Annotated in this window: 22 protein-coding genes; 15 read left to right on the top strand and 7 right to left on the bottom strand. The window is 33.0% G+C overall.

The genetic code is table 11. The features are described 5' to 3' along the window. Positions 1-10 precede the first annotated feature (10 nt). The 9 genes from AC0L3M_RS09550 (at position 11) to tsaB (ending at position 8123) form a co-directional block, all read left to right on the top strand. Positions 11-757 carry an SCO family protein gene (locus AC0L3M_RS09550; protein ID WP_473430581.1) on the top strand — a complete coding sequence of 249 codons (747 nt, stop codon included), beginning with the start codon at positions 11-13 and terminating at the stop codon, positions 755-757. A gap of 42 nt (positions 758-799) precedes the next feature. Continuing rightward, positions 800-1345 carry a DUF420 domain-containing protein gene (locus tag AC0L3M_RS09545; protein WP_473430580.1) on the top strand — a complete coding sequence of 182 codons (546 nt, stop codon included), beginning with the start codon at positions 800-802 and terminating at the stop codon, positions 1343-1345. A gap of 35 nt (positions 1346-1380) precedes the next feature. Then, positions 1381-1602, top strand: coding sequence for a hypothetical protein (locus AC0L3M_RS09540; protein ID WP_028283411.1), 222 nt, complete (start codon positions 1381-1383; stop codon positions 1600-1602). Between the two features lie 113 nt (positions 1603-1715). Beyond that, a complete protein-coding gene (locus AC0L3M_RS09535; protein WP_028283412.1) occupies positions 1716-2417 on the top strand; it encodes an ABC transporter ATP-binding protein in 702 nt (233 codons plus the stop codon). Beyond that, positions 2410-3639 (top strand): ABC transporter permease, encoded by a 1230-nt coding sequence (locus tag AC0L3M_RS09530; protein ID WP_473430579.1) that lies wholly within the window; start codon positions 2410-2412, stop codon positions 3637-3639. Before AC0L3M_RS09535 ends, AC0L3M_RS09530 begins: the two co-directional genes overlap by 8 nt. Positions 3640-3642: 3 nt before the next feature. Then, positions 3643-4884, top strand: coding sequence for an ABC transporter permease (locus AC0L3M_RS09525; protein WP_292948097.1), 1242 nt, complete (start codon positions 3643-3645; stop codon positions 4882-4884). Between the two features lie 71 nt (positions 4885-4955). After that, positions 4956-6071, top strand: a complete 1116-nt coding sequence (locus AC0L3M_RS09520; protein ID WP_292947613.1) for an efflux RND transporter periplasmic adaptor subunit — start codon at positions 4956-4958, stop codon at positions 6069-6071. Continuing rightward, entirely contained in the window at positions 6061-7449 is a 1389-nt protein-coding gene (locus AC0L3M_RS09515) for a TolC family protein (RefSeq protein ID WP_473430578.1), read from the top strand. The genes AC0L3M_RS09520 and AC0L3M_RS09515 overlap by 11 nt, the downstream gene beginning before the upstream one ends. 2 nt (positions 7450-7451) lie before the next feature. After that, entirely contained in the window at positions 7452-8123 is a 672-nt protein-coding gene (tsaB, locus tag AC0L3M_RS09510; RefSeq protein WP_473430577.1) for a tRNA (adenosine(37)-N6)-threonylcarbamoyltransferase complex dimerization subunit type 1 TsaB, read from the top strand. On the opposite strand, the gene AC0L3M_RS09505 is transcribed toward tsaB, so the two are convergent. After that, on the bottom strand, positions 8124-8936 hold the full coding sequence (locus AC0L3M_RS09505; protein ID WP_473430576.1) for a mechanosensitive ion channel family protein: 813 nt from the start codon (positions 8934-8936) through the stop codon (positions 8124-8126). A gap of 254 nt (positions 8937-9190) precedes the next feature. Here AC0L3M_RS09505 and AC0L3M_RS09500 point away from each other — a divergent pair, with 254 nt between their 5' ends. Continuing rightward, on the top strand, positions 9191-15871 hold the full coding sequence (locus AC0L3M_RS09500) for a choice-of-anchor L domain-containing protein (protein ID WP_473430575.1): 6681 nt from the start codon (positions 9191-9193) through the stop codon (positions 15869-15871). A gap of 83 nt (positions 15872-15954) precedes the next feature. Here AC0L3M_RS09500 and AC0L3M_RS09495 read toward each other — a convergent pair whose 3' ends face one another. Both AC0L3M_RS09495 and AC0L3M_RS09490 read right to left on the bottom strand, forming a co-directional pair. Next, positions 15955-16155 carry a dodecin family protein gene (locus tag AC0L3M_RS09495; protein WP_099568818.1) on the bottom strand — a complete coding sequence of 67 codons (201 nt, stop codon included), beginning with the start codon at positions 16153-16155 and terminating at the stop codon, positions 15955-15957. 121 nt (positions 16156-16276) lie between these two features. Then, on the bottom strand, positions 16277-17179 hold the full coding sequence (locus AC0L3M_RS09490) for a NifU family protein (RefSeq protein ID WP_145003560.1): 903 nt from the start codon (positions 17177-17179) through the stop codon (positions 16277-16279). Between the two features lie 251 nt (positions 17180-17430). Between AC0L3M_RS09490 and AC0L3M_RS09485 the strand changes: the two genes are divergently transcribed. Then, the gene (locus AC0L3M_RS09485) at positions 17431-18441 is read left to right on the top strand and encodes a PorP/SprF family type IX secretion system membrane protein (protein ID WP_292942577.1); all 1011 of its coding nucleotides are present in this window, start codon (positions 17431-17433) and stop codon (positions 18439-18441) included. 61 nt (positions 18442-18502) lie between these two features. Here AC0L3M_RS09485 and AC0L3M_RS09480 read toward each other — a convergent pair whose 3' ends face one another. Beyond that, positions 18503-19516, bottom strand: a complete 1014-nt coding sequence (locus AC0L3M_RS09480; protein ID WP_473430574.1) for an SIMPL domain-containing protein — start codon at positions 19514-19516, stop codon at positions 18503-18505. 207 nt (positions 19517-19723) lie between these two features. On the opposite strand from AC0L3M_RS09480, the gene AC0L3M_RS09475 reads away from it, so the two are divergent. The 3 genes from AC0L3M_RS09475 (at position 19724) to AC0L3M_RS09465 (ending at position 23201) form a co-directional block, all read left to right on the top strand. Continuing rightward, positions 19724-21886: a tetratricopeptide repeat-containing sensor histidine kinase gene (locus AC0L3M_RS09475; protein WP_473430573.1), complete on the top strand. Its 2163-nt coding sequence runs from the start codon at positions 19724-19726 to the stop codon at positions 21884-21886. A 2-nt stretch (positions 21887-21888) separates the two neighbouring features. Then, positions 21889-22623: a LytR/AlgR family response regulator transcription factor gene (locus tag AC0L3M_RS09470; protein ID WP_473430572.1), complete on the top strand. Its 735-nt coding sequence runs from the start codon at positions 21889-21891 to the stop codon at positions 22621-22623. A 62-nt stretch (positions 22624-22685) separates the two neighbouring features. Beyond that, positions 22686-23201, top strand: a complete 516-nt coding sequence (locus AC0L3M_RS09465) for a gamma carbonic anhydrase family protein (RefSeq protein ID WP_473430571.1) — start codon at positions 22686-22688, stop codon at positions 23199-23201. An 87-nt stretch (positions 23202-23288) separates the two neighbouring features. On the opposite strand, the gene AC0L3M_RS09460 is transcribed toward AC0L3M_RS09465, so the two are convergent. From AC0L3M_RS09460 to AC0L3M_RS09450, 3 genes are all read right to left on the bottom strand, one after another. Then, on the bottom strand, positions 23289-23654 hold the full coding sequence (locus AC0L3M_RS09460) for a GTPase (protein ID WP_473430570.1): 366 nt from the start codon (positions 23652-23654) through the stop codon (positions 23289-23291). A 30-nt stretch (positions 23655-23684) separates the two neighbouring features. Then, positions 23685-23909 (bottom strand): hypothetical protein, encoded by a 225-nt coding sequence (locus tag AC0L3M_RS09455; protein WP_145003533.1) that lies wholly within the window; start codon positions 23907-23909, stop codon positions 23685-23687. Positions 23910-23982: 73 nt separating this feature from the next. After that, positions 23983-24777 (bottom strand): DUF2797 domain-containing protein, encoded by a 795-nt coding sequence (locus AC0L3M_RS09450; protein ID WP_292942590.1) that lies wholly within the window; start codon positions 24775-24777, stop codon positions 23983-23985. A 42-nt stretch (positions 24778-24819) separates the two neighbouring features. Between AC0L3M_RS09450 and AC0L3M_RS09445 the strand changes: the two genes are divergently transcribed. Next, positions 24820-26334, top strand: coding sequence for a GH3 auxin-responsive promoter family protein (locus AC0L3M_RS09445; protein ID WP_473430569.1), 1515 nt, complete (start codon positions 24820-24822; stop codon positions 26332-26334). Positions 26335-26367 lie beyond the last annotated feature (33 nt).

Genomic DNA, 26367 nt, shown 5'->3' with positions numbered 1-26367 from the left:
TAGCATTACCATGAGTAAAAAAGCAAATTATTCTTACGTAGGTATTTCATTCATTATATTGTTATTCGGGATTATTTTTATTCCTAAAATCATAGATAGAATTAGTAATAAGGATGTTAATCGTACAGACGAGAGTAGAAGTAAAGGCGTTATTGTAAATTCTAAAAGTAACACAGCAGATAAATCAGATGTAGGCTATTTAGTGATTAATGAAGAACGTAAAAAAGTGCCAGAATTTAGTTTTACTAATCAAGATGGTAAAACAATAACTAACAAGGACTATTTAGGTCAAGTGTATGTGGTGGATTTCTTTTTTACAACGTGTCCTACAATTTGCCCAAGAATGAGCTCTAACTTAGCATCTATACAAAACACATTTAAAGATAATCCAGAGTTTGGTATTGCATCATTTAGTATCATGCCAGATAACGACACTCCAGAAATCCTAAAGGCTTATGCTGCAGATTATGGTGTTACTAGCCCAAATTGGCATTTAATGACAGGAGATAAAGAGGCTATTTACCAATTATCAAATATGGGTTTTAATATCTTTGTTGATATTGAAAATTTTGAACATTCAGGAGATTTTGCTTTAGTAGATAAAGAAGGATATTTAAGATCTAGAACAGATGCTTTTGGTAATCCAAAAATATTTTATAAAGGTGTAATTAGCGAGCAAGAAAAAATGGATGAAGATGGTAATGAACAAGAAATTACAATCTTAAAAGAAGACATTGCAAAACTATTACAAGAGTAAACTTAACGCGTCCTAATCTAGCCACATCTATTAATTACAATTATGAGTACAAGAAAACTAAACGCCGAACAAAAGTATAATAAGTGGATTGTTATCCTATCTGTTATTATCCCTATAGCTGTAGCAGCTTTATTTACAGTTAAATTAAAAGACTTAGGTTTTAATGTAGAGCCTTTAACATTTTTACCACCTATTTATGCGACAATAAATGGTATTACAGCATTTGTATTATTGGTAGCTGTTTGGGCAATTAAAAATAATAAACGTAAGCTACATGAAAATTTAATGAAGTTTGCAATCTCCTTATCAGTATTATTTTTAGTAATGTATGTCGCTTATCACATGACAAGTGATTCTGCTAAATTTGGAGGCGAAGGCGCAATTAGGTCTATTTATTTTTTCATTTTAATAACACACATTGCATTATCGGTAGTAGTCATTCCTTTTGTATTAATAACTTATGTTAGAGCAATCACAAACAATATACAACGTCATAAAAAAATAGCTAGAATTACGTTTCCATTATGGTTGTACGTTGCAGTTACTGGTGTGATTGTGTATTTAATGATTTCGCCTTATTACGTGTAACAGCTATTTAAAGCTTTGCTAAGCACCTTACAATTATGAAAACTAAAGTTTTTTTATTTCTATTTTTAATCGTTTCGTTTTTACAGACAAATGCACAATGCGCTATGTGTAGAGCTGTACTAGAAAACGAAGAAGGTCAAGCTGCAGCAAAAGGTATTAACGATGGTATTGTCTATCTAATGTCCATACCATACATCATAGTTTTTAGTTTAGGTTTCTTTATTTATTGGAAATATTTTAAAGTAAAAAAGAAATAGAAGCACTTTAAAACCAATATTTAACAAAATTTTTTAATAAATGTTGTAACAAATTGTATCCTTTGTAGTCTAATTGTTATTGAGTTAATCATCAATCAAAAAAACCATCAATTATGCTCAAAATAAATAAGTTACATAAGTCTTATCCAATTGGCGATTCTAGTCTTCATGTCTTAAAAGGTATTGATTTATCTGTTGAAGAAGGCGAAATGGTTGCTATTATGGGTTCTTCAGGTTCTGGAAAATCGACGTTACTTAATATCATTGGAATGTTAGATGAAGCTGATGAAGGCGAGTATATACTTGATGGTGTCCCTATTAAAAATCTTACCGAAAAGAAAGCAGCGATTTACCGAAACAAATTTTTAGGATTTATCTTCCAATCGTTTAACTTAATAAATTACAAAAATGCAGTAGAAAATGTTGCATTACCATTGTATTATCAAGGCTTAAAACGAAAAGAGCGTATTGAAAAAGCAATGTTTCACCTTAAAAAAGTGGGCTTAGCTAATTGGGCTACTCACTTACCAAACGAGTTGTCAGGTGGACAAAAACAGCGTGTAGCAATTGCACGTGCTTTAGCTGCAAATCCAAAATTATTATTAGCCGATGAGCCTACAGGAGCATTGGATACCAAAACCTCTTATGAGATTATGGACTTTATCCAATCTCTAAACGATGAGGGTAAAACCATTTTAATGGTAACACACGAAGAGGATATTGCCAATATGTGTAAGCGTATTGTGCGTTTAAAAGATGGTGTTATTATGGAGGATGTGTTTATTAATCAAGAAAGAGCTTCTGCACATGTTTGATAGAGACCTTTGGCGCGAAATATTTCAGAGTATAAACATGAATAGAACCAGAAGTATATTATCTGGTTTTACAGTAGCTTTTGCCATATCGTTATTCGCCATTCTATTTGGAGTAGTCAATGGATTAGTCAATACATTTGATACCGCTTTTGTGGATGATGCTGCTAACTCTATTTTTATTAATTCTGGACAAACCTCAAAAGCACATAAAGGATTACAAGCTGGTAGACAAATACAGTTTACTAATGAGGATTATGAGTATATTAAAGACGAATTTGGTGACAAAGTACAATTCATAACCGCAAGAATATACAGAAATGTAAATGCTTCGTTTAGAAACGAAAAAAATAGCTACAGTGTTAGAGCAGTTCATCCTGACCATCAATATCTTGAAAACACTAAAGTAGAATACGGTAGATACATCAATCAATTAGACGTTGACAATAAAACTAAAGTTGTAGTTATTGGACGATTAGTAGAAGAGGATTTATTTTTAAAAACAACTGCTATAGGTAAATACATTAATTTAAATGGGATCCAATATAAAGTGGTTGGTGTGTTTAGTGATGATGGTGGAGATAATGAAGAACGATTAATCTATATGCCTGTATCTACAGCACAACAAATTTATGGTAACAATGACTATATCGATCAAATCAATTTAACCTATAACCCAAGCATGAATTTTGACCAGGCAATTGGGTTTAGTACAGCATTAACCAGAAAACTTAAAGATCGTTTTTCAGTCTCTCAAAATGACCAACGTGCTATAAGGGTTAGAAACTTGGCTAATGAGTCTAAAGCTATTAACCAAATGACAGGAGGTTTAGGTGTCATGGTATTAGTTATTGGATTTGGAACATTAATAGCAGGAATTGTTGGCATCAGTAACATGATGATTTTTATTGTTAAAGAGCGTACTAAAGAGATTGGAATTAGAAAGGCACTTGGCGCTTCACCAAAATCTATAGTTTTAATCATATTATTAGAATCTATTTTAGTTACAGTTATTGCTGGATTTGTAGGCTTGCTTATTGGGATGACAGTTGTAGAATTTGCAGGACCAATGCTAGAAAAATATTTTATAAAAGACCCATCGGTAAGTTTAAATGTTGTTGTTGCAGCAACTATTACACTTATTGTAGCTGGTGGTATTGCAGGCTATTTACCAGCTAAAAAGGCATCCAAGATTAAACCAATTGTCGCACTTAGAAATGATTAAATTATAATGTTTTTATTCGAAAGAGATACATGGCAAGAAGTTTACGATAGTTTAAGTAAAAACAAACTACGTTCAGCATTAACTATGGTTGGTGTTTGGTGGGGAATTTTACTACTTATCGGATTACTTGGCTCAGCAAAAGGGTTAGAAAATTCTTTTAATAGATTATTTGGTGATTTTGCTACAAATAGTGTGTTTGTTTGGGCACAAAGTACCAGCAAACCTTTTAAAGGGTTTCAGGAAGGTAGACAAGTACAACTTAAAATAAGTGACGCTAAAAAAATTGAAGAAAATGTTGAAGGTATTGAGTTTGTGGTGCCAAGAAATCAAAGTTCTGCTTTGGTAGTACGTAATTTTCTGTCTGGTAATTTTGGTGTAAATGGTGATTATCCTTTATTAGATCAAGTTCAAAAAAAGAAAATGATTCGTGGACGTTTTATCAATCAAACTGATATTGATGAAAATAGGAAAGTCGTCGTTATTTCAGAAGAAATCTACAAACAAATTTTTGAAAAGGATGAAGAAATGATAGGCGAATACATTCTGTTAAACGGAATGAATTTTAAAGTAATTGGTATGTTTGAAACTGGTAATGCTAATATGGGACCATCTAGTGATATTCATATTCCTTTCACCACTTTTCAACAAATATATAATATGGGTGAAAATATTGGTTGGATGATGATTACTGGTAAACCAGAATACGATATTTCGCAAATTGAAGCAGACTCCAAACTAATTTTAAGAAACTTAAATAGAGTGCATCCAGATGATACACGTGCATTTGGTAGTTTTAATTTAGGTAAAGAGTTTGCAAAAATCACTGGATTTTTAACAGGAATGCAATTTTTAACCTGGTTTGTTGGTATAGCAACCTTAATTGCAGGTGTATTTGCAATTGGTAATATATTGCTTATTACAGTTAAAGAAAGAACTAAAGAAATAGGTGTTAGACGTGCTTTAGGTGCCACACCTTATGAGATTAAAAGACAAATTGTTGTGGAGGCTGTATCAATCACTTTAGTTGCAGGACTGTTAGGTATAATTACTGGTGGCTGGATACTAATAGCGTTGGATAGTGCTTTTGGTCAAGGTGCAGAAGCTGTTATTGTTAACGCATCAGTGTCTATTGCAGTGGTATTTATTGCCTTAATAATTTTGGTGGTATTAGGGACTTTAATAGGACTAATACCAGCCTTTAAAGCAACAAGTATTAAGCCTATTGAGGCATTAAGAGAAGAATAATTTTATCAATTAAATATAATTAAAGTAAAGTCTAAAAAACTTTTAAAATCAACCGAGTAAACTATATAAAAATGAAAAAAGTAATAAAAATAATTGTAATTGTTGCTTTGGTAATAGCACTTTTAATGGTGTTAAAATACTTTAAAGACTCAAGTTCTAAATCAGTGGAAGAGTTTAAAACAGCAGAGCCTTTTTATACCTCAATAAATACTAAAACGGTAGCTACAGGTAAATTAAATCCAGAGGAAGAAGTAGAGCTAAAACCTCAAATTTCTGGTATTATCGATAAAATCCTAGTCGAGGAAGGTGACATCGTTAAAAAAGGAGATGTGATTGCTAAAATTAGAGTCGTACCTAACGAGCAAAGTTTGGTTGGTGCAAGTGGACAAATATCTACAGCAAAACTAGCGTTTAATAATGCTAAAACATTATACGATCGTAATAAAGCTTTATTTGAAAAAGGGGTTATATCTAGACAAGATTTTGAAAACAGTCAATTGTCTTTAAACCAAGCACAAGAAACTTTAAATCAAGCTCAAAATAATTACCAAATTATTAAAAGAGGATCATTGTCTGGTGGTGGATCTGCAAATACAAATATTATCGCTTTAATTCCTGGAACAATTCTAGAAATTCCGGTTAGAGAAGGTGATCAAGTTATTGAAAGTAATAACTTTAATGCTGGTACTACAATTGCGACTATTGCAGACATGAGCAAAATGATTTTTGAAGGTAAAGTGGATGAAGCTGAAGTTGGTAAATTAGAAGAAGGAAAAGATATTAAAGTAATTTTAGGTGCGATTAACGAAAAAGTGTTTCCTGCTAAACTTACATTTGTGGCGCCTAAAGGGATGGAAGAGAATGGAGCAGTACAGTTTACAATTAAAGCAGATGTAACGGTAGAACCTTCAACTAAAATTAGAGCTGGTTATAGTGCTAATGCTGAAATTGAAATGGAAAGCAAGGACAGTATTTTAGTGATTAAAGAATCATTATTACAGTTTAACAGAATTACTGAAAAACCATTTGTTGACATTGAAACAGCTCCAGGTACTTTTGAAAAAAGAGATGTTGAATTAGGATTGTCTGATGGGATTAATGTCGAAATCACAGAAGGTGTTAAAGAAGGAGAAAAAATTAAAGTGTGGAACAAAGCATCAAAAGAAGATAACGAAGATGAAAACTAGAAATATAATACAATTCACATTAGTATTCTTAGTAGGCTTCACAGCTTTTGCTCAAGAAAAAAAGTGGTCATTAAAAGAAAGTGTTGATTACGCATTGCAAAACAACATAACCGTTAGACAGTCACTGCTAGATCAACAAATTGCAGAACAAAATTTAAAATCTGCAAAAGGAAACTTTTTACCTACAGTAAATGCAAGTGCTTCTCAAAATTGGAATTTTGGTTCGTTTATAGATCAAAACGGAAGCAGGATTTCTAGAGATTCTAGAGGTAATGGGTTTGGTTTAAATGCAGGTGTTACCTTATTTAATGGTTTTAGAAATACAAATCTTCAAAAGCAAGCAGATTTAGGTATTGAAAATAGTAAGATTCAATTAGATATTTTAAAAAATAATATCTCGTTAAATGTTGTAAATGCGTATTTAAATATATTGTTTAATCGTGAAGCGGTAAAGCAAGCAGAAGAGCAAGTAGCAATTAGCCAAAAAAGTTTAGAGCAAGTACAAGAACTTGTTGATGCAGGAGCCAGAGCAAGTGCAGATTTGTTAGTCTCTAAATCGCAATTGGCTTCAGATAATGAGCGCTTAGTTAATGCCAAAAACAATGTGGTTTTATCACTATTAGATTTATCACAGATATTACAAATACCATCTCAAGGTTTTGATATTCAAAATGTAGATATTGATTTAACGGAAGCAGTCTTAGCTTACAAAAATTCAAACGAAATTTTATCTTATGCTTTAGATAATCGTCCAGAAATTAAAGGCGCACAACTTAATATTGATAATGCTGAGTTAAACTATCAAATAGCAAGAAGCGCGTATTTACCAACCTTAAGTTTTGGTGTTGGTGCAAGTACGTCTTACCAACATTTACAAGGACAAGATGATGTTTTACCTATAGTTACAGGATTTGATGCAACGTCTGGAGAGGCAATAATCGAATTGCAAAAAAATGGATTTGCAGAGCAAATTGAAAACAACCTTGGATACAATGTTGGTTTTAGTTTAAACGTGCCAATTTTTAATGGATTTAGAACAGATGCAAGTGTTAAAAGAGCAGAGATTAGTAAAGATCGAATCATTTTAGATTTAGAGCAAGAAAAACAAACGCTAACTTCCAATGTCGAGCAAGCTTTTGCTGATGCTAAGGCTTCATTAATTCAATATGAAGCGTCTAAAATATCTTTAGAGTCTCAAGAGTTAGCTTTTCAAAACGAACAAGATAAATACGATTTAGGTGTTAGTACATCGTTTCAATTAGAACAAGTTCGTAACCGACTAATAAATGCACAATCGTCTTTTTTAAACGCTAAATACAATTACGTTTTTAAAACTAAAGTGTTAGATTTTTATCTTGATAAACCAATAACAGAATAAAAGTGGCATATATTTTAAATATTGAAACGTCTACAACTAACTGCTCAGTCTCTCTTTCTCATAAAGGAGAGACTTTGGTGTTAAAGGAAGATTACGGAAATGGTTATTCTCATGCAGAAAAACTCCATGTTTACGTTGATGAGGTGTTAAAAGAAGCAAAGATTTCAACGTTACAATTAGATGCCATAGCAGTAAGTAAAGGACCAGGATCATATACAGGATTGCGCATAGGTGTGTCTGCAGCAAAGGGCTTAGCATTTGCTTTAAACATACCATTAATATCTGTATCTACTTTAGAAGCCTTAGCGCATCAAGTAAAAGCAGATTCTGGATTAATTGTACCAATGTTAGACGCTAGACGTTTAGAGGTGTATTCTGCTATTTTTGATACTCAGTTTAATAGCATTAGAGCAATTGAAGCGCAAGTCCTTGATGAGACGTCATTTCAATCTTATTTGTCAGAAAATAAAGTCTACTTTATTGGTGATGGTGTAGCTAAAACTAAAGCGTTATTAGATAATAACAATGCAGTGTTTATTGAAAACAAATTACCTTCTGCAGATCAAATGAGTGCTTTAAGTTTTAATAAATACAAAAAAAGCGACACCGAAGATGTCGCTTATTTTGAACCGTATTACTTAAAAGATTTTGTAGCAATAAAATCTAAAAAATAATTAAGCCTGTTTTTGTATTTCAACACTATGTGGATAAGGTATATCAATACCAGCAGCATCTAGTGCTTCTTTAGTTTGTTCGGTTGTCTCAAAATAAACAGCCCAATAATCTTCAGCTTTACACCAAGGTCTTACAGCAAAATTAATAGAGCTATCTGCTAATTCAATCACATTTACTGTAGGTGCAGGTGCTTCTAATACTTTAGGGTTAGCGGTTAATACAGACATTAAAACTTCTTTTGTTTTTTTAATGTCAGATTCATACCCAACGCCAAAAACCAAATCTACACGTCGCGTACCTTCAGTAGAAAAATTAATAATATTTCCATTGGACAAAGAGCCATTAGGTATAATAATTTCTCTGTTTGATAATCCTGTAAGTTTAGTCGTAAAAATTTGGATCTCTTTTACAACTCCAACTTGACCTTGTGCTTCTATCAAGTCACCAATTTTGAAAGGTTTAAATAACATAATTAATACACCTCCAGCAAAATTAGCTAAAGACCCTTGTAAAGCTAATCCAATAGCTAAACCTGCTGCAGCCAATATCGCAGCAAAGGATGTAGTTTCAATGCCTAACGTACCTAATACGACTATAATTAGTACAATTTTTAAAACCCAACGTAATAGGTTTATTAAAAATTTTTGTAAGCTTTCATCATAATTTCTAACTAGCATTAGTTTTTTCAAAGCTCTTAGAGCTTGTTTAATAACAAAAGCACCAATAATCCAGATAGCTATTGCAGCTAACATTTTAGGCGTGTATTCAATAATAATTTCAGACCCTTTGTCTATCCATTTTTGTAATTCCATTGTATGATTTTATAAGTTAAAACAAATATAGATATAATTTGTAAACTCTAGGGTTGGGTAGGAGTTTTTGAATTGTAACTGTTTAATATATATACTATTCAACCCTGTCTGTTTTTATTATAAAAATGCGTGTTAATTGATCTATGTAAGATCTATTCTTATCATTTTTTAAGATGAATTTAATCAAATTATTAGGCAGTATTTTAGTATAATTGTAAATTAACCAATTATTCAACCCTTTTACTAAATAAGAAATGAAAAAATTTCTACTTATTGTTACTTTTCTAGGTGCTTTATTCACTGCTCAATCTCAAGATATTTTGATGCAAAACGGAACGTTTTCGCAATGTTCAGGTGTGCTTTATGATTCAGGAGGAGCATCGGCTAATTATGCTGATAACGAGAATTTTGTTTTAACGCTATGTCCAGATGGACCAGATCAATTTATTCAAATACAATTTACTACATTTAGTACGCAACTAGGTTCTGACGTAATGACTATCTATGATGGTGATGATACAAGTGCTGCGGTAATTGGTACATATTCTGGTGGTGGAGCAGCAAATAATCCAGGTACAATTTCTGCATCAACAACTAGTGCAACAGGTTGTATTACAATAGAGTTTGTAAGTAGTGCAGCAGCAAATACTTCAGGTTGGGCTGCTAATATTTCATGTTTACAATCCTGTCAAACAATTACACCTACTATAGATGCTACAAACCCAGTAGCTGATGGTTTAGGTGTTATTCAAATTCCTTTAGGTGGTACTGTTAGTTTTGATGGTAGTGCAACTTTTGAAGATGACGGAACAGGAGCAACTTATAACTGGAATTTTGGAGATGGATCTTCAGCAGCAGGATTATCATCAAGTCATGTATTTAACAATTTAGGGACGTTTACTGTAACATTTACAGCAACAGATAGCAATCCAACAGGATGTTCTGCTTCTACAACTATCGAAGTAGAAGTTTTAAGTCCATATATTACTGTAAATCAAACAACTTATACAGTTCCGGAATTAATAGAGGATGTATTAATTGATAGTCCATGTGCTACAGTTTCTAATTTTAATTGGAGCACAGGAAGCAATTTTGGGCAAGAAAATGGGATTGGATATTTTACAGCACTTCCAGGTGCATTTCCATTTGAAGCAGGTATTGTTTTAAATTCTGGTGATGCAATGGAAGCTGAAGGACCTGAAACAGGAACACAAAGTAGTGGTGGATGGCCAGGAGATGCAGATTTAGAAAATGCAATACCAGCATTAAACCCAGGAGATTCAAATGATGCTTCTTTTATCGAGTTTAATTTTGTGCCAATAGCTGATAGTATAAGTTTTGATTTCTTATTCGCATCAGAAGAGTATGGAGGTTTCCAATGTGGATTTACAGATGCTTTTGCATTTTTATTAACGGATTTATCAACGACTGCAGTTACTAATTTGGCAATCGTGCCAGGAACAACAGATGTTGTTTCTGTGTTTACGGTTAGAGACAATGCGTATAATGCTAGTTGTCCATCGGTTAATCCAACCTTTTTCGACTCTTATTATGGAGCAGGAGGATTGCCTCCAGGAAATTCTCCAATCGATTTTAGAGGTTATACAACTTCTATGACTGCTTTTTCTAATGTAACGCCTGGTAACACTTATAACATTAAACTAGTTATTGCGGATGATGGTGATTCAGCCTATAATGCAGCAGTGTTTTTAGGAGCAGGAACATTTAATTTAGGAGGAGATTTAGGAGATGATGTTACCATAGATGCTGGTACAGCAATATGTTCCGGAGGATCTGTACCTTTAGATACAAACTTACCTACAGCAACTCATACTTGGTATTTAGACGGAGTTGTTATACCAGGAGAAACGGGATCTACTTTAAACGCAACGGAAAATGGTGTTTATAGTGTTGATGTTGTTTTTTCTGCAACATGTCAAGCGACAGATTCTGTTTTAATAGAATTTATTCCAGGACCAATGGTGGAAAATACCATTGATATTATTACATGTAATAATCCTTCCGGAAATGAAATTTTTGATTTAACGGTTAATGATTCCGAAGCGATAGGAAGTCAAGTCGCTGCAGACGTATCTATTAGTTATCATAATAGTTTGTCAGATGCACAATTGGGACTTAATCCTATTGCGGACCCAGCCAACTACATTGGAAATGAAACCTATCCAGAAATTATTCATATCAGAATTGAAGATGTGGCATCAGGAACTTGTTCAGATGTTGATACTTTTAATCTAGATGTGATAACATCGGTTCTTAACCAAGCACCAGACATGGAGGTTTGTGATGATTTGTCTAATGATGGTGTTGAAATGTTTAATTTAGAATTACAGACTGCAACAGTGTTAGGTACGCAATTAACTTCAGAATATACAGTAACGTATCATAACTCATTTGCAGATGCTGATTCAGGTGATAACCCATTAGTTAGTCCATATAATGGTAGCAATGGTGAATATGTTTTTGTTCGTATCGAAAGCTTAATTGATTCAGACTGTTATACAGCTACTACTTTACCAAACGGAGGATTTACCTTAATTGTTAATCCTAATGCTATAGCTGTACAACCTGCTAACATGGTAGTATGTGATGATGTTTCTGAAGATGGATTTGAGATTTTTGATTTAACAACTCAAGAAACTACAATTCTTGGAGGTCAAGATCCAGCAAACTATACAGTTACTTTTTATGAAAACTTAACAGATTTAGAGGCAGAAACTAATCCTATTTTAAATCCAACTACTTATCAAAATATAGATTCGCCAGAACAAATTGTATATGTAAGAGTTAACGATAATATTAATCCAACATGTTATGGGTCTACAACTTTTAATCTTATAGTAAATGCATTACCTACAGCAATCACACCAACACCATTAGAAGTTTGTGATGATGGTACACCAGACGGATTTACAAGTATAGATTTAAGTATTAAAAACAATGAAATTAGTGGAGGTAACCCAGACTATGCAGTAAGTTATTACCTAACGCAATTAGATGCAGAAACAGAAACTAGTCCATTAGCCATCCCTTATACAAACATTTCTAACCCACAAATAGTTTATGTAAGAGTAGAAGATGTGACTACAAGCTGTTTTACAACAACGACTTTACAATTAGATGTTGTACAAGCACCAGTAGCATTTACACCAACTGCTTTAGAGTATTGTGATCCAGACAGTGATGGCTTTGGAGTCTTCACATTAAGTGATGCTACAGCAGAAATTACAGGAGGCGCACCAGGATTAACGGTTACTTATCACGAAACCTCAAGTGACGCGACAAATAACGTAAACCCATTAGTTAGTCCATATAATAACATTGTAGCAAATACTCAGGTTATTTATGTACGCGTAGAAAGTGCAACAATCTCAACAGACTGTGCAACGTTTGTAGACTTGGTTTTAATAGTAAATCCAACACCACAAATCACAGACCCAAGTGCTTTAGAAGTTTGTGATAATGATGCTGACGGTTTTGCAATTTTTGATTTAGAATTAAACAATCCAGAGATATTAAATCAGTTAGATTCAGATACAACAAACGATTTAGCAGCAGCAGATTATACAATAACATTTTACGAAACAGAAGCCAACGCTAATGTGCCAACAAACGCAATAGCAACACCAAATGCTTACACAAACACAACCGCAGATATACAAATTATTTGGGTACGTGTGGATGATAACGCTAATGGCTGTTCTACAGTAACACCAATGGATTTAATTGTAAACCCATTACCAGTATTAGTACAACCTGATCCAATAGCCTTATGTGATTATAACAATCCAGGAGACGAAGTAGAAGCCTTTAATTTAGAAGATGCCAATGCACAAATTCTAGCAGGACAAACCGGAATCACCTTAACCCACTATATTAGTCAATCAGGAGCAGACAATGCTACAGCAGCGGACCAAATATTTAGTCCATACACTAATATTGTAAACCCACAAACGGTTTATGTAAGAGCAGTGGATAATGTAACAGGCTGTGTAAGCACAATTACATTAGACTTAAGAGTTAATCCTATCCCATCACCACAAGCAAGTCCAGTGGCTTTAATAGAATGTGATGACGATAACGACGGATTTACAACTTTTAATTTAGACAGTCAAACAACAACGATTTTAAATGGAGAGCCAGACGTAAGCATCAGTTACCACGAAACACAAGCCGATGCGACAAACGATTTAAATGCCTTAGTTAGTCCATACACAAATATCGTTGCAAACACGCAAATGATATATGTGCGTGCAGAAAATGATATCACAGGATGTTTTACAATAGTCGTATTACCATTACAAGTACAACCATCACCAGTAGTACCATTAGTAATCGATGATTATATCGTATGTGATGATAATGATGATGGGTTTAGCCAATTTGATTTTGATACAGTAATGGCACCACAAATCTTAGGGACACAAGATCCAGCAGATTTTACATTAACTTACCATACCACACAATTAGCAGCAGACAATGGAACTAGCCCAATAGTTAACACAAGTAACTATACTAATGTTACTAACCCACAGACAATTTATGTTAGATTAGAAGGTAACGTAAATGGATGTGTTACAACAGGCTCATTTATAATCCGAGTTGAGTTTCCACCAGTAATTGTGCAACCAACACCATTAGCAATATGCGATGAGTTAGATGCAGATTATTACGAAAACAATGACGATATGGCAACGTTTGACCTAACGGTTAAAAACGACGAAATTACCGCAGGTAATCCTAGTTGGATTGTAACCTATTACGAAACACAAGCCAATGCACAAGCCGACGTTAGTCCAATAGTAGACCCAACCATGTACACTAATATGATGGTAGGAACAAATCCAGCTAACCCACAAACAGTTTATGTTAGAGTCACAGATGCAGATACAGGATGTTTCTCATTTACAACATTAACCATCCGTGTGTTACCAAACCCAACACCATTACAAAACCCTACAGATTTAGAATTATGTGATGATGTGAATATTGTAGGACCAAATGATTTAATAGAAATCTTTGACCTAACCACAAATGAAGTAACCACAATAAACGGAGAATTAGGCGTAAGCGCAAGTTACTACACGGATTTAGATGATGCCTTAATGGGAACTAATCAAATAGTAGACCCAACAGCACATAGTAATGAAGATCCAGATAATCCAGGCGTAGCAATTAATCCGCAGACGATTTACATGCGTGTAACAAACGGAACAGATGCCTCAGGAACAGGAGGAACAGGATGTTATACTATAGTAAGTTTTGACATTACAGTAAATCCATTACCAGAGGTTAGCCCAATAGAAGATTATATCTATTGCGAATTATTTAATGATGGTCAATATGGTTTTGATTTAGAAAGTAAAACACCAGAAATCCTAAACGGACAAGACGGAACAATCTTTACTGTAACGTATCATGAAACACAAGGTGAAGCAGATATGGCTATGAATGCATTAAGCAGTCCATATACCAATACAAGTAACCCACAAACCATATACGTTAATATCACCAATACCCTAACAGGATGTGATACGACCACGACATTTAATATCGAAGTTCAGGAAGCAGCACAAGCCAATCCAGACCTAGTACCAATCGTATACCAGATATGTGATGACAATATGGAAACCGATGGAGATACAACTGATGATAGCGCACAATTTGATTTATTAACATTAAATCCAGAGGTATTAGATGGACAAGATCCAGCCAATTACATTGTAAGCTATTATGCAACACAAGCAGATGCCGATGCAGCAACAGATGCGTTACCATTTTTATATGAAAACAATGTTAATCCACAAGTTATTTATGTACGTGTAGATAACAATACCATGACTGTATTACCATTGGCTATCGATCTAGCAGGATTAGGGACAACAGGAATAGACTTTAATGGTGACGGAACGATTGATACAATTGATACCGATTTAGATGGTGTCTTTGACCTAATAGATGTTGATGGCGATGGACTATCAGACGGAACAGATACAGATGCAGATGGTCTAATTGATGAAGTAGATATTGATGGCGATGGTATTGCAGATGCAGTAGATATTGATGGCGATGGTGTGTTAGATAATCAAGCAGACAGCTCAGTATGTTATGACACTGCCGAAATCACATTACAAGTTAACCCATTACCAGAGTTTGATTTAGATGACTTTTATTTATTATGTGTTAATACAAACGGAACCGAAGTGGTAAACACACCAGTATTAGATACAGGATTAAGCACGACAGACTACACGTTTGAGTGGCAATTAGAAAGCGTAACTCTTCCAGGAGAAACAGGAAGCAGCTTAACACCAACACAAGGTGGTTTGTATACAGTAATAGTAACAGATGCAGTTACAGGATGTACCAATGACGACTCTGCAACGGTAGAAGAAAGTGAGCCACCAGTAATCACAGCAGAAGTAACCACAGCAGCCTTTGCAGAAGTACATAACATATCAGTAACCGCAACAGGAAGTGGTGTTTCAATCTTCGAGTTTAGTATAGACGATGGACCATGGGAAACAAATACACCAAATGACGGTATGTATATGTTTACAGACGTAGGAGCAGGAGAACATATAATAACAGTAAGAGACATTAATGGCTGTGGAGAAGCAAGTATACCAGTAATGGTAATGGACTATCCACACTTCTTTACACCAAATGACGATGGGTTTAACGACACTTGGAACATTTACGGAATAGAAGACCAATTAGATGCCGAGATATACATCTTTGATCGTTACGGTAAATTATTAAAACAATTAAGCCCAAGTGGACTAGGATGGGATGGGACGTATAATGGTAATCCAATGCCAACTAGTGACTACTGGTTTACGGTTGAGTATAGAGAGCCAAACGATACCTCAAATACAAGAAAACAATTTAAAGCCCACTTTACTTTAAAAAGGTAATTAAGCAAGATTAAATAACACCAATAAAAAAAGCTTGAACAAATGTTCAGGCTTTTTTTATAATACTATATTTTAAAAAGGTATTAATTAACCTCAAATGTAATTTTAAGATTAACTCTAAAGTCTACAACTTCGCCATCTTTAACGCTAGCACTTTGATCTTGTACATAAACAGATCTAATGTTTTTAACGCTTTTAGATGCATGCTTTACTGCTTTTTTAGTTGCATCTTCCCAACTTTTATCAGAGTTTGATAATACTTCGATTACTTTTAATACTGCCATAATATTTAAATTTTAATTATTGTTTGTTTCTTAAAATTACAAATTTTAATACAATAATTGATGATTTAAATCTTCTAACAATATAGTAGTCGGGTTAAACAGTATGTTTTATAGGTTGAAATTAACCATTTAGAGCTACAACAGATTCTACTTTTCCTGCTAACATCTCTTTAAGCATATTTTCAATTCCGTTTTTTAATGTAAATGTTGAAGATGGACAACCACTACATGCACCTTGTAAAATTACTTTTACGGTTTTAGTAGTTTCATCATAGGATTCAAATTGGATGTTCCCTCCATCACTTGCAACAGCAGGCTTAATATATTCTTCTAGAATGTTTACAATTTGCTTAGAGGTGTCATCTAATGTTTCAAAGTGTGCTTCTACTTTTTCTACAGATTTTTCTACAACTTCTGGTGCATTAGGTGATACTATTTCTTTAGCATCCTCTATGTAATTTTTTATAAACTCTCTTAATTCAAAAGAAATGTCATTCCATTCTGCGATATCATATTTTGTGATTGACACATAGTTTTCGTCAAAAAAGACGCTTTTAACAAATGGAAAATGAAATAAAGCTGTAGCCATAGGTGATGGCTTAGCTGTTTCGATTGAGGTAAACTCGTAGGAAGAGGTTACTAGTTTTTTGTTAGAAACAAATTTTAGTACTGATGGGTTTGGCGTGCTTTCCGTGTAAACGGTTACAGCAACCTTTTTTGTTACAGCAGTTTCTGACACAGCTATTCCACCATCATTTAGATAGGATTCAATCTGTTCTGCTACTTCAGTCTTAACATCGTTCCATTCTACAATATTATATCTTTCAATAGCTATAAAATTGCTAGATATGTAAACTTTTTTTACAAAAGGAAGATAAAATAATTGTTGTGCTAAAGGTGAGTCTTTAGCCTCGTCAATGTTGTTAAATTCAAAGCTTTGGTGCTTGGTTATAAATTGGTTTAATTCGAATTTAATTATGGTAGGGTTAGAGGTTTCTTGTATTGAAACTTTAAAATCACTCATTGTTACTTTTTTTTGCAAAAATACTAAAGAAAAGTATAGATATCTATTATATTTGATTTTTATAAAATTTAACGATTTTTGAAGTTTATTTAATAAAACATTTTTATCTTGAACCTTTAACTTTTAGGATTGAAATTATAAAGAGTAAATTTATATATTTGAGACTCACTTTTGATTTTAAGTTAAAAGTTAGTTATAAACCCAATAGCGTAGCTATTTTTATAGACCTGTCTACCTCGAAATAAGAGATTATGAGATTAAAAAACATATTTTTAATAGCAATTGTTGCTTTATTTGGCACTCAATTTTCAAAAGCCCAAGAGGGATTACCAATCTACTCAGATTACTTAACGGATAACTACTACTTGATTCACCCATCTATGGCTGGTGCAGCAAATTGCGCTAAGCTTAGGGTTACAGGAAGACAGCAGTGGTTTGGAGATGATGATGCTCCAAAGTTAATTACTGCTAGTGTAAATGGTAGAATTGGAGACTCGCAATCTGGTATTGGAGCTATTGTATATAGTGATAAAAATGGGTACCACTCTCAAACTGGTGCTTATTTTACTTACGCACACCATTTAATGTTTTCTAGAAGTACTACTGACCTAAACCAATTATCTTTTGGTTTAAGTGTTGGAGCGATACAATATAAGTTAGATGAAACTAGCTTTTTAGCTGATGGATTTGATCCTATTATTGCTGGAATAGAGCAGTCTGCTACTAATTTTAATGTAGACTTTGGTTTTTCTTACTTCTTATATGATTTTTATGCACATGCAACCGTAAAAAACTTATTAAAAAATGATGGTATTAATTTTAATGAGCAAGGTATAAGCTATGACAATTTAAGAACCTACTTAGTATCTGTAGGAAATACCTTTGGAAGCTATGGTAGCGAATGGAGTTTTGAGCCTTCTGCTATGTTTATGTATAGAGATGCTACTGAGGAAGCATCTTTTGACCTTAACCTTAAAGCATACAAATCCGTAGACTTTGGTAAGGTTTGGGGAGGATTATCTTACAGACGATCTTTAGATGGTGCAGAGTTTAGAGATGGATCTGGAGTAAGCAGCCAAAAATTACAATATATTACACCAATATTAGGTGTGGAAGTAAACAACTTTGTGTTTGCTTACAACTATAGCTACCAAGCAAACTCTGTAGTGTTTAATAATGGTGGATTCCACCAATTAACATTAGGGTTTAACTTTAACTGTGGTAAAGAAAGATACAGTTGTAATTGTCCTGCAATTAACTAATTGTCAATATATAATTTATAAAAAAAGCCTCATTTTAATGAGGCTTTTTTTATGGTTTTAATTAATGGTTAGTATTTAACTCTTTAACGTCAATGGTTCCGTCAGGTGATATAACAAAGTATTTATGTTTGATTTCTGTTTTAACAATAGGGTCTTGTTTTTGCTCAGCTGGTTTAGGTGTAAAATGTAATTTTATTTCCATGCCAATTTGCACAACAGGCTCTAATATTGAAGGATTAATTACAATATCGTAGTTCTCGTAAGACAAAGGTTGGTAATAATATGAGGTTTGTTTTTTTACTTCAGTAACACCTTTATCCTGTTTTAAAGCTTGGAAAGATATGCTGTTATAAGCCTGATAATTTTGATAAAAATCTTTTGGGAAGTAACAATATTTTTGATCAGCCATGACAGCATTATAGTTTTCTAATTTAAAACCTAGTAGATTATAATATTCTTTTTTTTCGGTAATTAAATTTAAAAGTTTAGTTTGTAGATTCTTATACACATCAGCAATGTTTTCAATATAATAATCCACTTTTACCAAGTTATAAATTTCGTTTTTAGCACAAGCAGTAAGAATTTTTTCAAATTGTTGTGTCTTAGTAAATTGGATGTGTATGTTTTGTTGCAGTTCAAATCCTTTAGGGACTTCAGTATACGTTTTGCTAAATAGCTTTTTAGTGACCTCTACCTCATAAACAGGAACAAACGAAATCACGTCAATAGCAATATCCTTTTCTAAAATTCCAATTGACGATAACTCTGTTTTGATATTTGCAATACGATCATTTAAAAGGGTGTTAGTAATTTCAGCAGTTTCGCCAATTTGAGTAACATTAAAAATAGCAGTGTAGGTAGTTGCTTTTACATTTTGTAACGCTCTAACGTCAATTATAATAATACTGTTAGGATTTAAATTAGGTGTAAGTTGTCTAGGTGAGTTACCATAAGCAATAGCATTTCCGCTAGTAATATTTTGTCTAGAAATGCCTTGATTAAGATTTCCCATGTGTTGTGCTTGGATGTTAATAGATAGTAAAGTGAATAGGGCAAATAATTTAGAATATTTCATGATTGCTTTAAGTTTTAATTTTGGTAAACCTATAAGCAACATATTTAAAACAAAAGCCAGATTGAGTAAACTAACAATATAAATGAGTCAGTTTGGTATATAAATGAGTTAAGACTATAATTTTAGTTGTTTTACTTATCAAATTGAAAAAAGTACATTTTATTTAATGGGCTAAAGTGCGTAAGTTTATATTCTATAATTTAATAAATGAAAAACCTACGCATACTACTAACTATTTTGTTGTGTCTAACAGCACAGCAAATCATGCAAGCGCAACATCAGTTAAATAAATCTGAAGAGGCTACTTTTACTGTAAAAGGGTTAGTTAGAGAGGTGGATACTTATAATCCAATTGTTGATGTTAACATCCAAGTTAATGGAGGATCTTACACTAGTACTAGTCTAAGTGGCGAATTTAGAATTAATGTAAAAATAGGAGATGAGATTATGATTAGTCACAAGGATTTTGAGACTATTTATTACACCGTAAAATCCGATGACGATATAACCGTAGAAGTCCATGCTTTAATCGAGGATGCCTATGTTAAAAAGATAAAAACCAAATCTAATACATTTAAAAGTACCATTGATTCAGCTGTTTTTTACAAGAAAATTTCAGCAGAAAAAAGTATACAGTTTATAACTGAAAGTATTCCAAAAAGCACATCTGTTAAGCAAAATGCCGAAGCTTTTGAGATCTTAGCAGACGTCTATATGTATTGGAAACAATACGATTTAGCGGTAACAAACTATCGTATAAGTTTAAATAATGTAAATGCAACAGACGTTAATTTAAAATTAGCTAAAGCCTATTTTAAAAACAAAAACCACCAAGAGAGTTTAGCTATTTATAATAGTTTAAAAACTAGCGATTTGTCTAATTGGCAAAACGTAATACGTTACGAAGGATTAGGTGATGTCTATGCTCAAATCAATCAAAACAGTAAAGCAACGCAAGCTTATACAGAAGGATTAAAAATAGCGACTACTAATCAAATTTTGCCTAAAGTTACAGACTTAAATTCTAAACTAGGAGAGGTTTACAATTCAGAAGGTAAAAAGGCTAAAGCCGAAGTGTTATTAGAAAACTCTGTAGCACTTGCAGCTCAAGAAAATAAAACAAGAGAGGTAGAACAAAAAATTAAGTTTGCAGATTTTCAAAATGTTAATCAATCTTACGATCAAGAAATTAAAACCAGAAAAGAGATTATTAAAGATATAGCTGTTATTGAAAAAGACTCCATAATAGCTAACGAGAGTAACATAACTAAGCAAAAACAAAACTATAAAATTGGTAATGCGTATTTCCTTCAAAAGGAATATAAAGAAGCCATTCCATACTTAGAAAAAAGTATTGAAGAAGCAGATAAAAAAGAAGATTTAATAGTAAAAAAAGATGCGACTAAAAAGCTAACAGATGTGTATGTCGAGTCTGGTAATTTTAGCGAAGCTAAATTAATGTTTGACGAGTACGTTAAAACTGTAGACCAACTATACATTAAAAAAGAGCAAGAAATATCGCAAGCAGCACGATTTAATAAAAGTATTGCCGAAAAGCAAAACCGAATTGCAACTCTAGAAACAGACCGAAAGTTGACGCTAAGTCAAGTTGAATTATCTGAAGAAAAAAATAAAAGTCAGCAACTTATTATATATTCATTAATAGGTGGTTTATTCCTGTTGGCAGTAGCAGCTTATTTAATGTTTAAATATATAAAACAACAAAAATTAGCAAACAATTTATTAGCTTTAAAGTCTTTACGTAGTCAAATGAATCCGCATTTTATTTTCAATGCACTAAACTCGGTCAACAGTTTTATTGCGACTAATGACGAGAGGACTGCAAACAAATACCTATCCGATTTTTCTAAATTAATGCGTGCAGTTTTGGAAAACTCTGAAGAAGATTTTATTCCGCTTCAAAAAGAAATTGAACTTATAGAATTATACACAAAATTAGAGCATTTTAGGTTTAAAGATAAGTTTGAATACACTATTAACATAGACAAAACTATAGATATCGAAGCCTATCAGATTCCGCCTATGTTACTACAACCTTACATAGAAAATGCAGTATGGCATGGACTACGTTATAAAAATGACATGGGATTGTTAGAAATTTCAATAACCAAAAAACAAAAAGGAGTGATAGCAATAACAATTGCAGATAATGGTATTGGACGCAAAAAATCTAAAAGTTTAAAGACCCAAAATCAACAAAAACATAACTCTAAAGGATTAGGAAATATTAAAAAACGTGTCTCTATTTTAAACCAAATGTACAAAGACAAAGTAGATGTGTTTATAGACGATAATACAACTGAAGGTGACGTTGGGACAAAAGTGGTGGTAACCTTAAAGAAAGATTAATTATGAAACTAAACGCAATATTAGTAGAAGACGAAGTACAAAGTAGAGCCATATTAAAAAACTACTTAACTAAATACTGTCCAAAAGTTAATATAATTGGCGAGGCAGAAAACATAAACGAAGCCTTAGAGTTAATCCGTACCTTAGATTTAGACTTAGTGTTTTTAGATGTAGAGATGCCATATGGTAACGCATTTGATTTATTAGACAAAGTTGGTGATCGTGATTTCGAAACCATTTTTGTAACCGCATATAATAACTACGCAATGGATGCCCTAAATGCACACGCATCTTATTATTTAATGAAACCAATAGATATTGACGAGCTGATTAAAGCAGTTGACTATGTATCCGAAATTAAGTTAAAAGAAGACGCATTACAAGACCAAGTATTAATACCTAAAACCAATAATGTAGCAGGTAAAATAACCATACCACAGCAAGACGGTTTTGAGGTGTTAAATACTAAAGATATTTTGTATTGTAAAGCAGATGATAATTATACAGAGATCTATTTAAACAACAATAAAAAGAAAGTAGTCAGTAAGACACTAAAATATTTTGAAGACGCGTTAACACCATCAGGATTTGCTCGTGTACACAAAAGCTACCTAATTAATGTAAGCGAAGTCGTTAAATACGTTAAAGGAAAAGGAGGAAGTGTTATACTTAGTAACGGACAAGAAATTATGGTGTCTGCTTCAAAAAAATCAGATTTATTATCTTACTTTAAATAACTCAATACCTCTGTTCGGATGTTTTAGAGAAACTAACAAAAAACATAAAAAACAAACAACACATGCCAATAATAAAACCAGTAAACGGTAAAGCACCACAAATTACAGCAGACTGTTACATAGCCGAAAACGCTACCATAGTAGGCGATGTCCAAATAGGCAAACAATGCAGCATTTGGTTTAATGCAGTGCTACGTGGTGACGTAAATTATATAAAATTAGGAGACAAAGTCAATGTCCAAGATGGAGCAGTCGTGCATTGTACCTATCAAAAATACCCAACCATAATAGGTAATAATGTATCCATTGGTCACAATGCTATAGTCCATGGATGTACAATCCACGACAACGTGTTAATAGGTATGGGAAGCATCGTGATGGATAATTGCGTAGTAGAAAGTAACAGCATTGTAGCAGCAGGAGCTGTCGTAACCCAAAATACAATAGTCCAATCAGGAAGCATTTACGCAGGTGTGCCAGCAAAAAAAGTGAAAGACATTAGCAAAGAGTTAATACATGGCGAAATAAATCGTATTGCCGATAATTACGTCAAATACTCAGGCTGGTTTAAAGAGTAATTTTTGGGCGTTACCACAAGGGTCGCGTTATCCATTATATCTTTTTTTGCCATATATGGCAGCAAAAAAAGGATGTCATTACTACCGCTAACGCAACCTATCGCAAGACTTGGACTCAATAGTAAGAATTAGTTCTTCCACAGATGTTAAGGACGCAATAGCTTTGCTTGACAAAAAGGGTTGTAACGTGTTGTTGGTTTTGGATAATATAATTGGATAACTATAATTTTTAGCTTTAAATTTTGTTTCAAACGCATCACTATGTAAAAATTCAATTTCTAAAGGAGTTCTGTTTCTAAAATCTTTCCAAATTGTATTTTCTGTAAACGTATTAAACGTTAAAGCACATAAATTACAAGCATAAGTTTTAGGGCTAAATAATTTATGTGCAATGTCAAGTGCTAGGTTTTTAAAACCTGATTTGGCATTATAAACAAATACTAGTGTAGTCATATAGACTAAGTCGTAAAACAATTAAAATAATTACTTTCTGTAATTAAAAGGTTTGTCTTCGTAAAAATGTTCAAATGTTTTATCTGTAAAGTAATGGTCTTTTAATACCTTATAAACCATAATAGCAACAAATACTTGACCAATAACAGTTAGGTAAAAGACCCAACTAAAAGACATATTCATGGCTACCATAATGGTAACAGTAATTAATAACAAGGTGGTAATAGCCACCCAAAACATTGCAGGCGTTTTCATAGTTTTTTTTATTTACAATTTACTAAAAACTAGAGAGATATGTTTTGTGTGACTCGTTAATTTATATATAAAATTAAGTAATACTAATGTTTACAACCAAACCTTCATTACTTCTAATGTTACAAACGGTATTATCTTCAAAAATTAAATATTGTCCTTTGATACCTTTTAAAACACCTGTGTAATGTGGTGTCTTTGTAAAATTTAAAGACTTAGGTTTTGTTGGATACTGTAACACCGGAAATTCAATATTAGTTTCCTGATTATCTTCAATAAAATATTGTTTTGCTTCATCAGGTATATACTGTTTTAGCTTATCACGCCATTCAATTAAATTTTCATCCTTAATATCGTTTTTAAGCATGGTACGCCAATTAGTTTTATCACCAACATAATCCTTTAAAGCAACCTCTGTAATTCCAGCAAGATACCTGTTAGGGACTTCAACAATCTCAATAGCTTCATGTGCACCTTGATCAATCCAACGTGTTGGGACTTGACCTTTTCTGGTAACACCAACTTTTACATTGCTAGAATTGGCCAAATAGACAATGTGTGGTTGTAATTGTACTTGCTTTTCATAGGCTAAATCGCGCTCTTCAATATCCAAATGGGCTTGACTTAACTCGGGTTTCATGATCCAATCTGCTGCTTGCGGAATCTCAAAAAAGCAACTTTTACAAAAACCTTGACGGTAAATAGGCTTATCTAAATGGCAATTTAGACACTCGTATTTTACAAAACTAAACGTTAAGGTTTTGTCTAATAATTGGTTAATATTAATAAAGTCATTTTTAAAAACCATATAGTAATTTATAGGTTTAGAAAACTCGGTTTGCATTTTTGTCAACACACCTTGGTAGGTCATAAAAAAAAGTATTATTTTTAAAACTTAAAGATACAAATAACTATGCCAATTCCTCTTGTTAATTCTATTGCTTCATGGTTTTTAAAGAAGCGTTTTCATCAAATAGAGTTGTTTTTAAAGTATCCAAACGAGGTGCAGCAAGAGCTGTTGTTTAATTTGTTAGACATAGCTAAAGACACTGAGGTTGGTAAAACACACGGATTTGCTTCAATAAAAAACTATGCAACATTTGCAGATCGCGTACCTATATCTACTTACGAGGATTTACAGGATAGTATTGAGCGCTCAAGACAAGGTGTAAATAATATTTTTTGGCCAAAGCCAATTAAATGGTTTGCAAAATCTAGCGGTACAACCAGTGCTAAAAGTAAGTTTATTCCTGTTAGTTTTGACAGTTTAGAAGATTGTCATTATGCAGCAAGTAAAGACTTGCTATGTATGTATCTTAATAACAATGAAGACTCGCAATTATTTACTGGTAAAAGCTTAAGGTTAGGAGGTAGTAAAGAACTATACAAAGAAAACGGAACTGCATTTGGAGATTTAAGCGCTATTTTAATAGATAATATGCCTTTTTGGGCAGAGTTTAGTAGCACGCCAAGTAGTAAGGTTAGTTTAATGAGTGATTGGGAAACCAAAATGGCTGCTATAGTTAACGAGACTATAAACGAGAATGTTACCAGTCTTGCAGGTGTCCCAAGTTGGATGTTAGTTTTACTTAATAACGTTTTAGATAAAACCGATAAAACAAGCTTATTTGACGTTTGGCCTAATCTAGAAGTGTATTTTCATGGAGGTGTAAGCTTTAATCCGTATATCGAGCAATACCGAAATATACTACCTAAAAAAGATTTTAAATATTACGAAATTTATAATGCATCGGAAGGGTTTTTTGCAATCCAAGATCAAAATTACTCTGGCGATTTATTGTTAATGTTAGACTATGGTATTTTTTACGAGTTTATCCCTATGGTTACATTTGGGACTAAAGACCAAAAAGTAATACCATTAAGTGAGGTAGAACTTAATAAAAACTATGCAGTTGTAATTACGACTAATGCTGGGCTTTGGCGTTATATGATAGGTGATACCGTAAGGTTTGTGTCTATTAGTCCATATCGTATAAAAGTGTCAGGACGCACAAAACACCATATTAATGTTTTTGGCGAAGAGTTGATTATTGAAAACGCTGAAGATGCTTTAAAAAAAGTATGTAAAAAGACGAAGTCAGAAATTGTAGATTACACAGCAGCTCCAATATTTATGGAAGGTAAAGAAAAAGGTGCGCATGAGTGGTTAATCGAGTTTAAAACGCCTCCAAAGGATATTAATTATTTTAATGAGCTGTTTGATAATGCGCTTAAAAGTCTAAACTCAGACTATGAAGCTAAACGTTATAATAATATGACATTAAATAAACCAAAAATACACATAGCTAGAGAGCAGTTGTTTTATGATTGGTTAAAGCAAAATAATAAGCTTGGAGGCCAACACAAAGTCCCAAGACTATCTAATACGCGTCAATATATGGACGAGCTAATACTTTTAAATACATAGGTAATAGTTAGTGTTATGTGCTGTTCTTTTTAG

This window comes from Olleya sp. KJ81-1 (genome assembly GCF_055808135.1).
The sequence above is the reverse complement of the archived record's forward strand: the minus strand, read 5'-3'. Positions and strand labels throughout refer to the sequence as shown.

Coding starts and splice junctions, on each gene's coding strand:
- AC0L3M_RS09455 (WP_145003533.1), bottom strand. CDS start 23,909: ATGAAAACGCCTGCAATGTTTTGGGTGGCTATTACCACCTTGTTATTA.
- AC0L3M_RS09535 (WP_028283412.1), top strand. CDS start 1,716: ATGCTCAAAATAAATAAGTTACATAAGTCTTATCCAATTGGCGATTCT.
- AC0L3M_RS09485 (WP_292942577.1), top strand. CDS start 17,431: ATGAGATTAAAAAACATATTTTTAATAGCAATTGTTGCTTTATTTGGC.
- AC0L3M_RS09480 (WP_473430574.1), bottom strand. CDS start 19,516: ATGAAATATTCTAAATTATTTGCCCTATTCACTTTACTATCTATTAAC.
- AC0L3M_RS09475 (WP_473430573.1), top strand. CDS start 19,724: ATGAAAAACCTACGCATACTACTAACTATTTTGTTGTGTCTAACAGCA.
- AC0L3M_RS09520 (WP_292947613.1), top strand. CDS start 4,956: ATGAAAAAAGTAATAAAAATAATTGTAATTGTTGCTTTGGTAATAGCA.
- AC0L3M_RS09515 (WP_473430578.1), top strand. CDS start 6,061: ATGAAAACTAGAAATATAATACAATTCACATTAGTATTCTTAGTAGGC.
- AC0L3M_RS09465 (WP_473430571.1), top strand. CDS start 22,686: ATGCCAATAATAAAACCAGTAAACGGTAAAGCACCACAAATTACAGCA.
- AC0L3M_RS09495 (WP_099568818.1), bottom strand. CDS start 16,155: ATGGCAGTATTAAAAGTAATCGAAGTATTATCAAACTCTGATAAAAGT.
- AC0L3M_RS09545 (WP_473430580.1), top strand. CDS start 800: ATGAGTACAAGAAAACTAAACGCCGAACAAAAGTATAATAAGTGGATT.
- AC0L3M_RS09490 (WP_145003560.1), bottom strand. CDS start 17,179: ATGAGTGATTTTAAAGTTTCAATACAAGAAACCTCTAACCCTACCATA.
- AC0L3M_RS09445 (WP_473430569.1), top strand. CDS start 24,820: ATGCCAATTCCTCTTGTTAATTCTATTGCTTCATGGTTTTTAAAGAAG.
- AC0L3M_RS09505 (WP_473430576.1), bottom strand. CDS start 8,936: ATGGAATTACAAAAATGGATAGACAAAGGGTCTGAAATTATTATTGAA.
- AC0L3M_RS09550 (WP_473430581.1), top strand. CDS start 11: ATGAGTAAAAAAGCAAATTATTCTTACGTAGGTATTTCATTCATTATA.
- AC0L3M_RS09530 (WP_473430579.1), top strand. CDS start 2,410: ATGTTTGATAGAGACCTTTGGCGCGAAATATTTCAGAGTATAAACATG.
- AC0L3M_RS09460 (WP_473430570.1), bottom strand. CDS start 23,654: ATGACTACACTAGTATTTGTTTATAATGCCAAATCAGGTTTTAAAAAC.
- AC0L3M_RS09470 (WP_473430572.1), top strand. CDS start 21,889: ATGAAACTAAACGCAATATTAGTAGAAGACGAAGTACAAAGTAGAGCC.
- AC0L3M_RS09450 (WP_292942590.1), bottom strand. CDS start 24,777: ATGACCTACCAAGGTGTGTTGACAAAAATGCAAACCGAGTTTTCTAAA.
- AC0L3M_RS09500 (WP_473430575.1), top strand. CDS start 9,191: ATGAAAAAATTTCTACTTATTGTTACTTTTCTAGGTGCTTTATTCACT.
- AC0L3M_RS09540 (WP_028283411.1), top strand. CDS start 1,381: ATGAAAACTAAAGTTTTTTTATTTCTATTTTTAATCGTTTCGTTTTTA.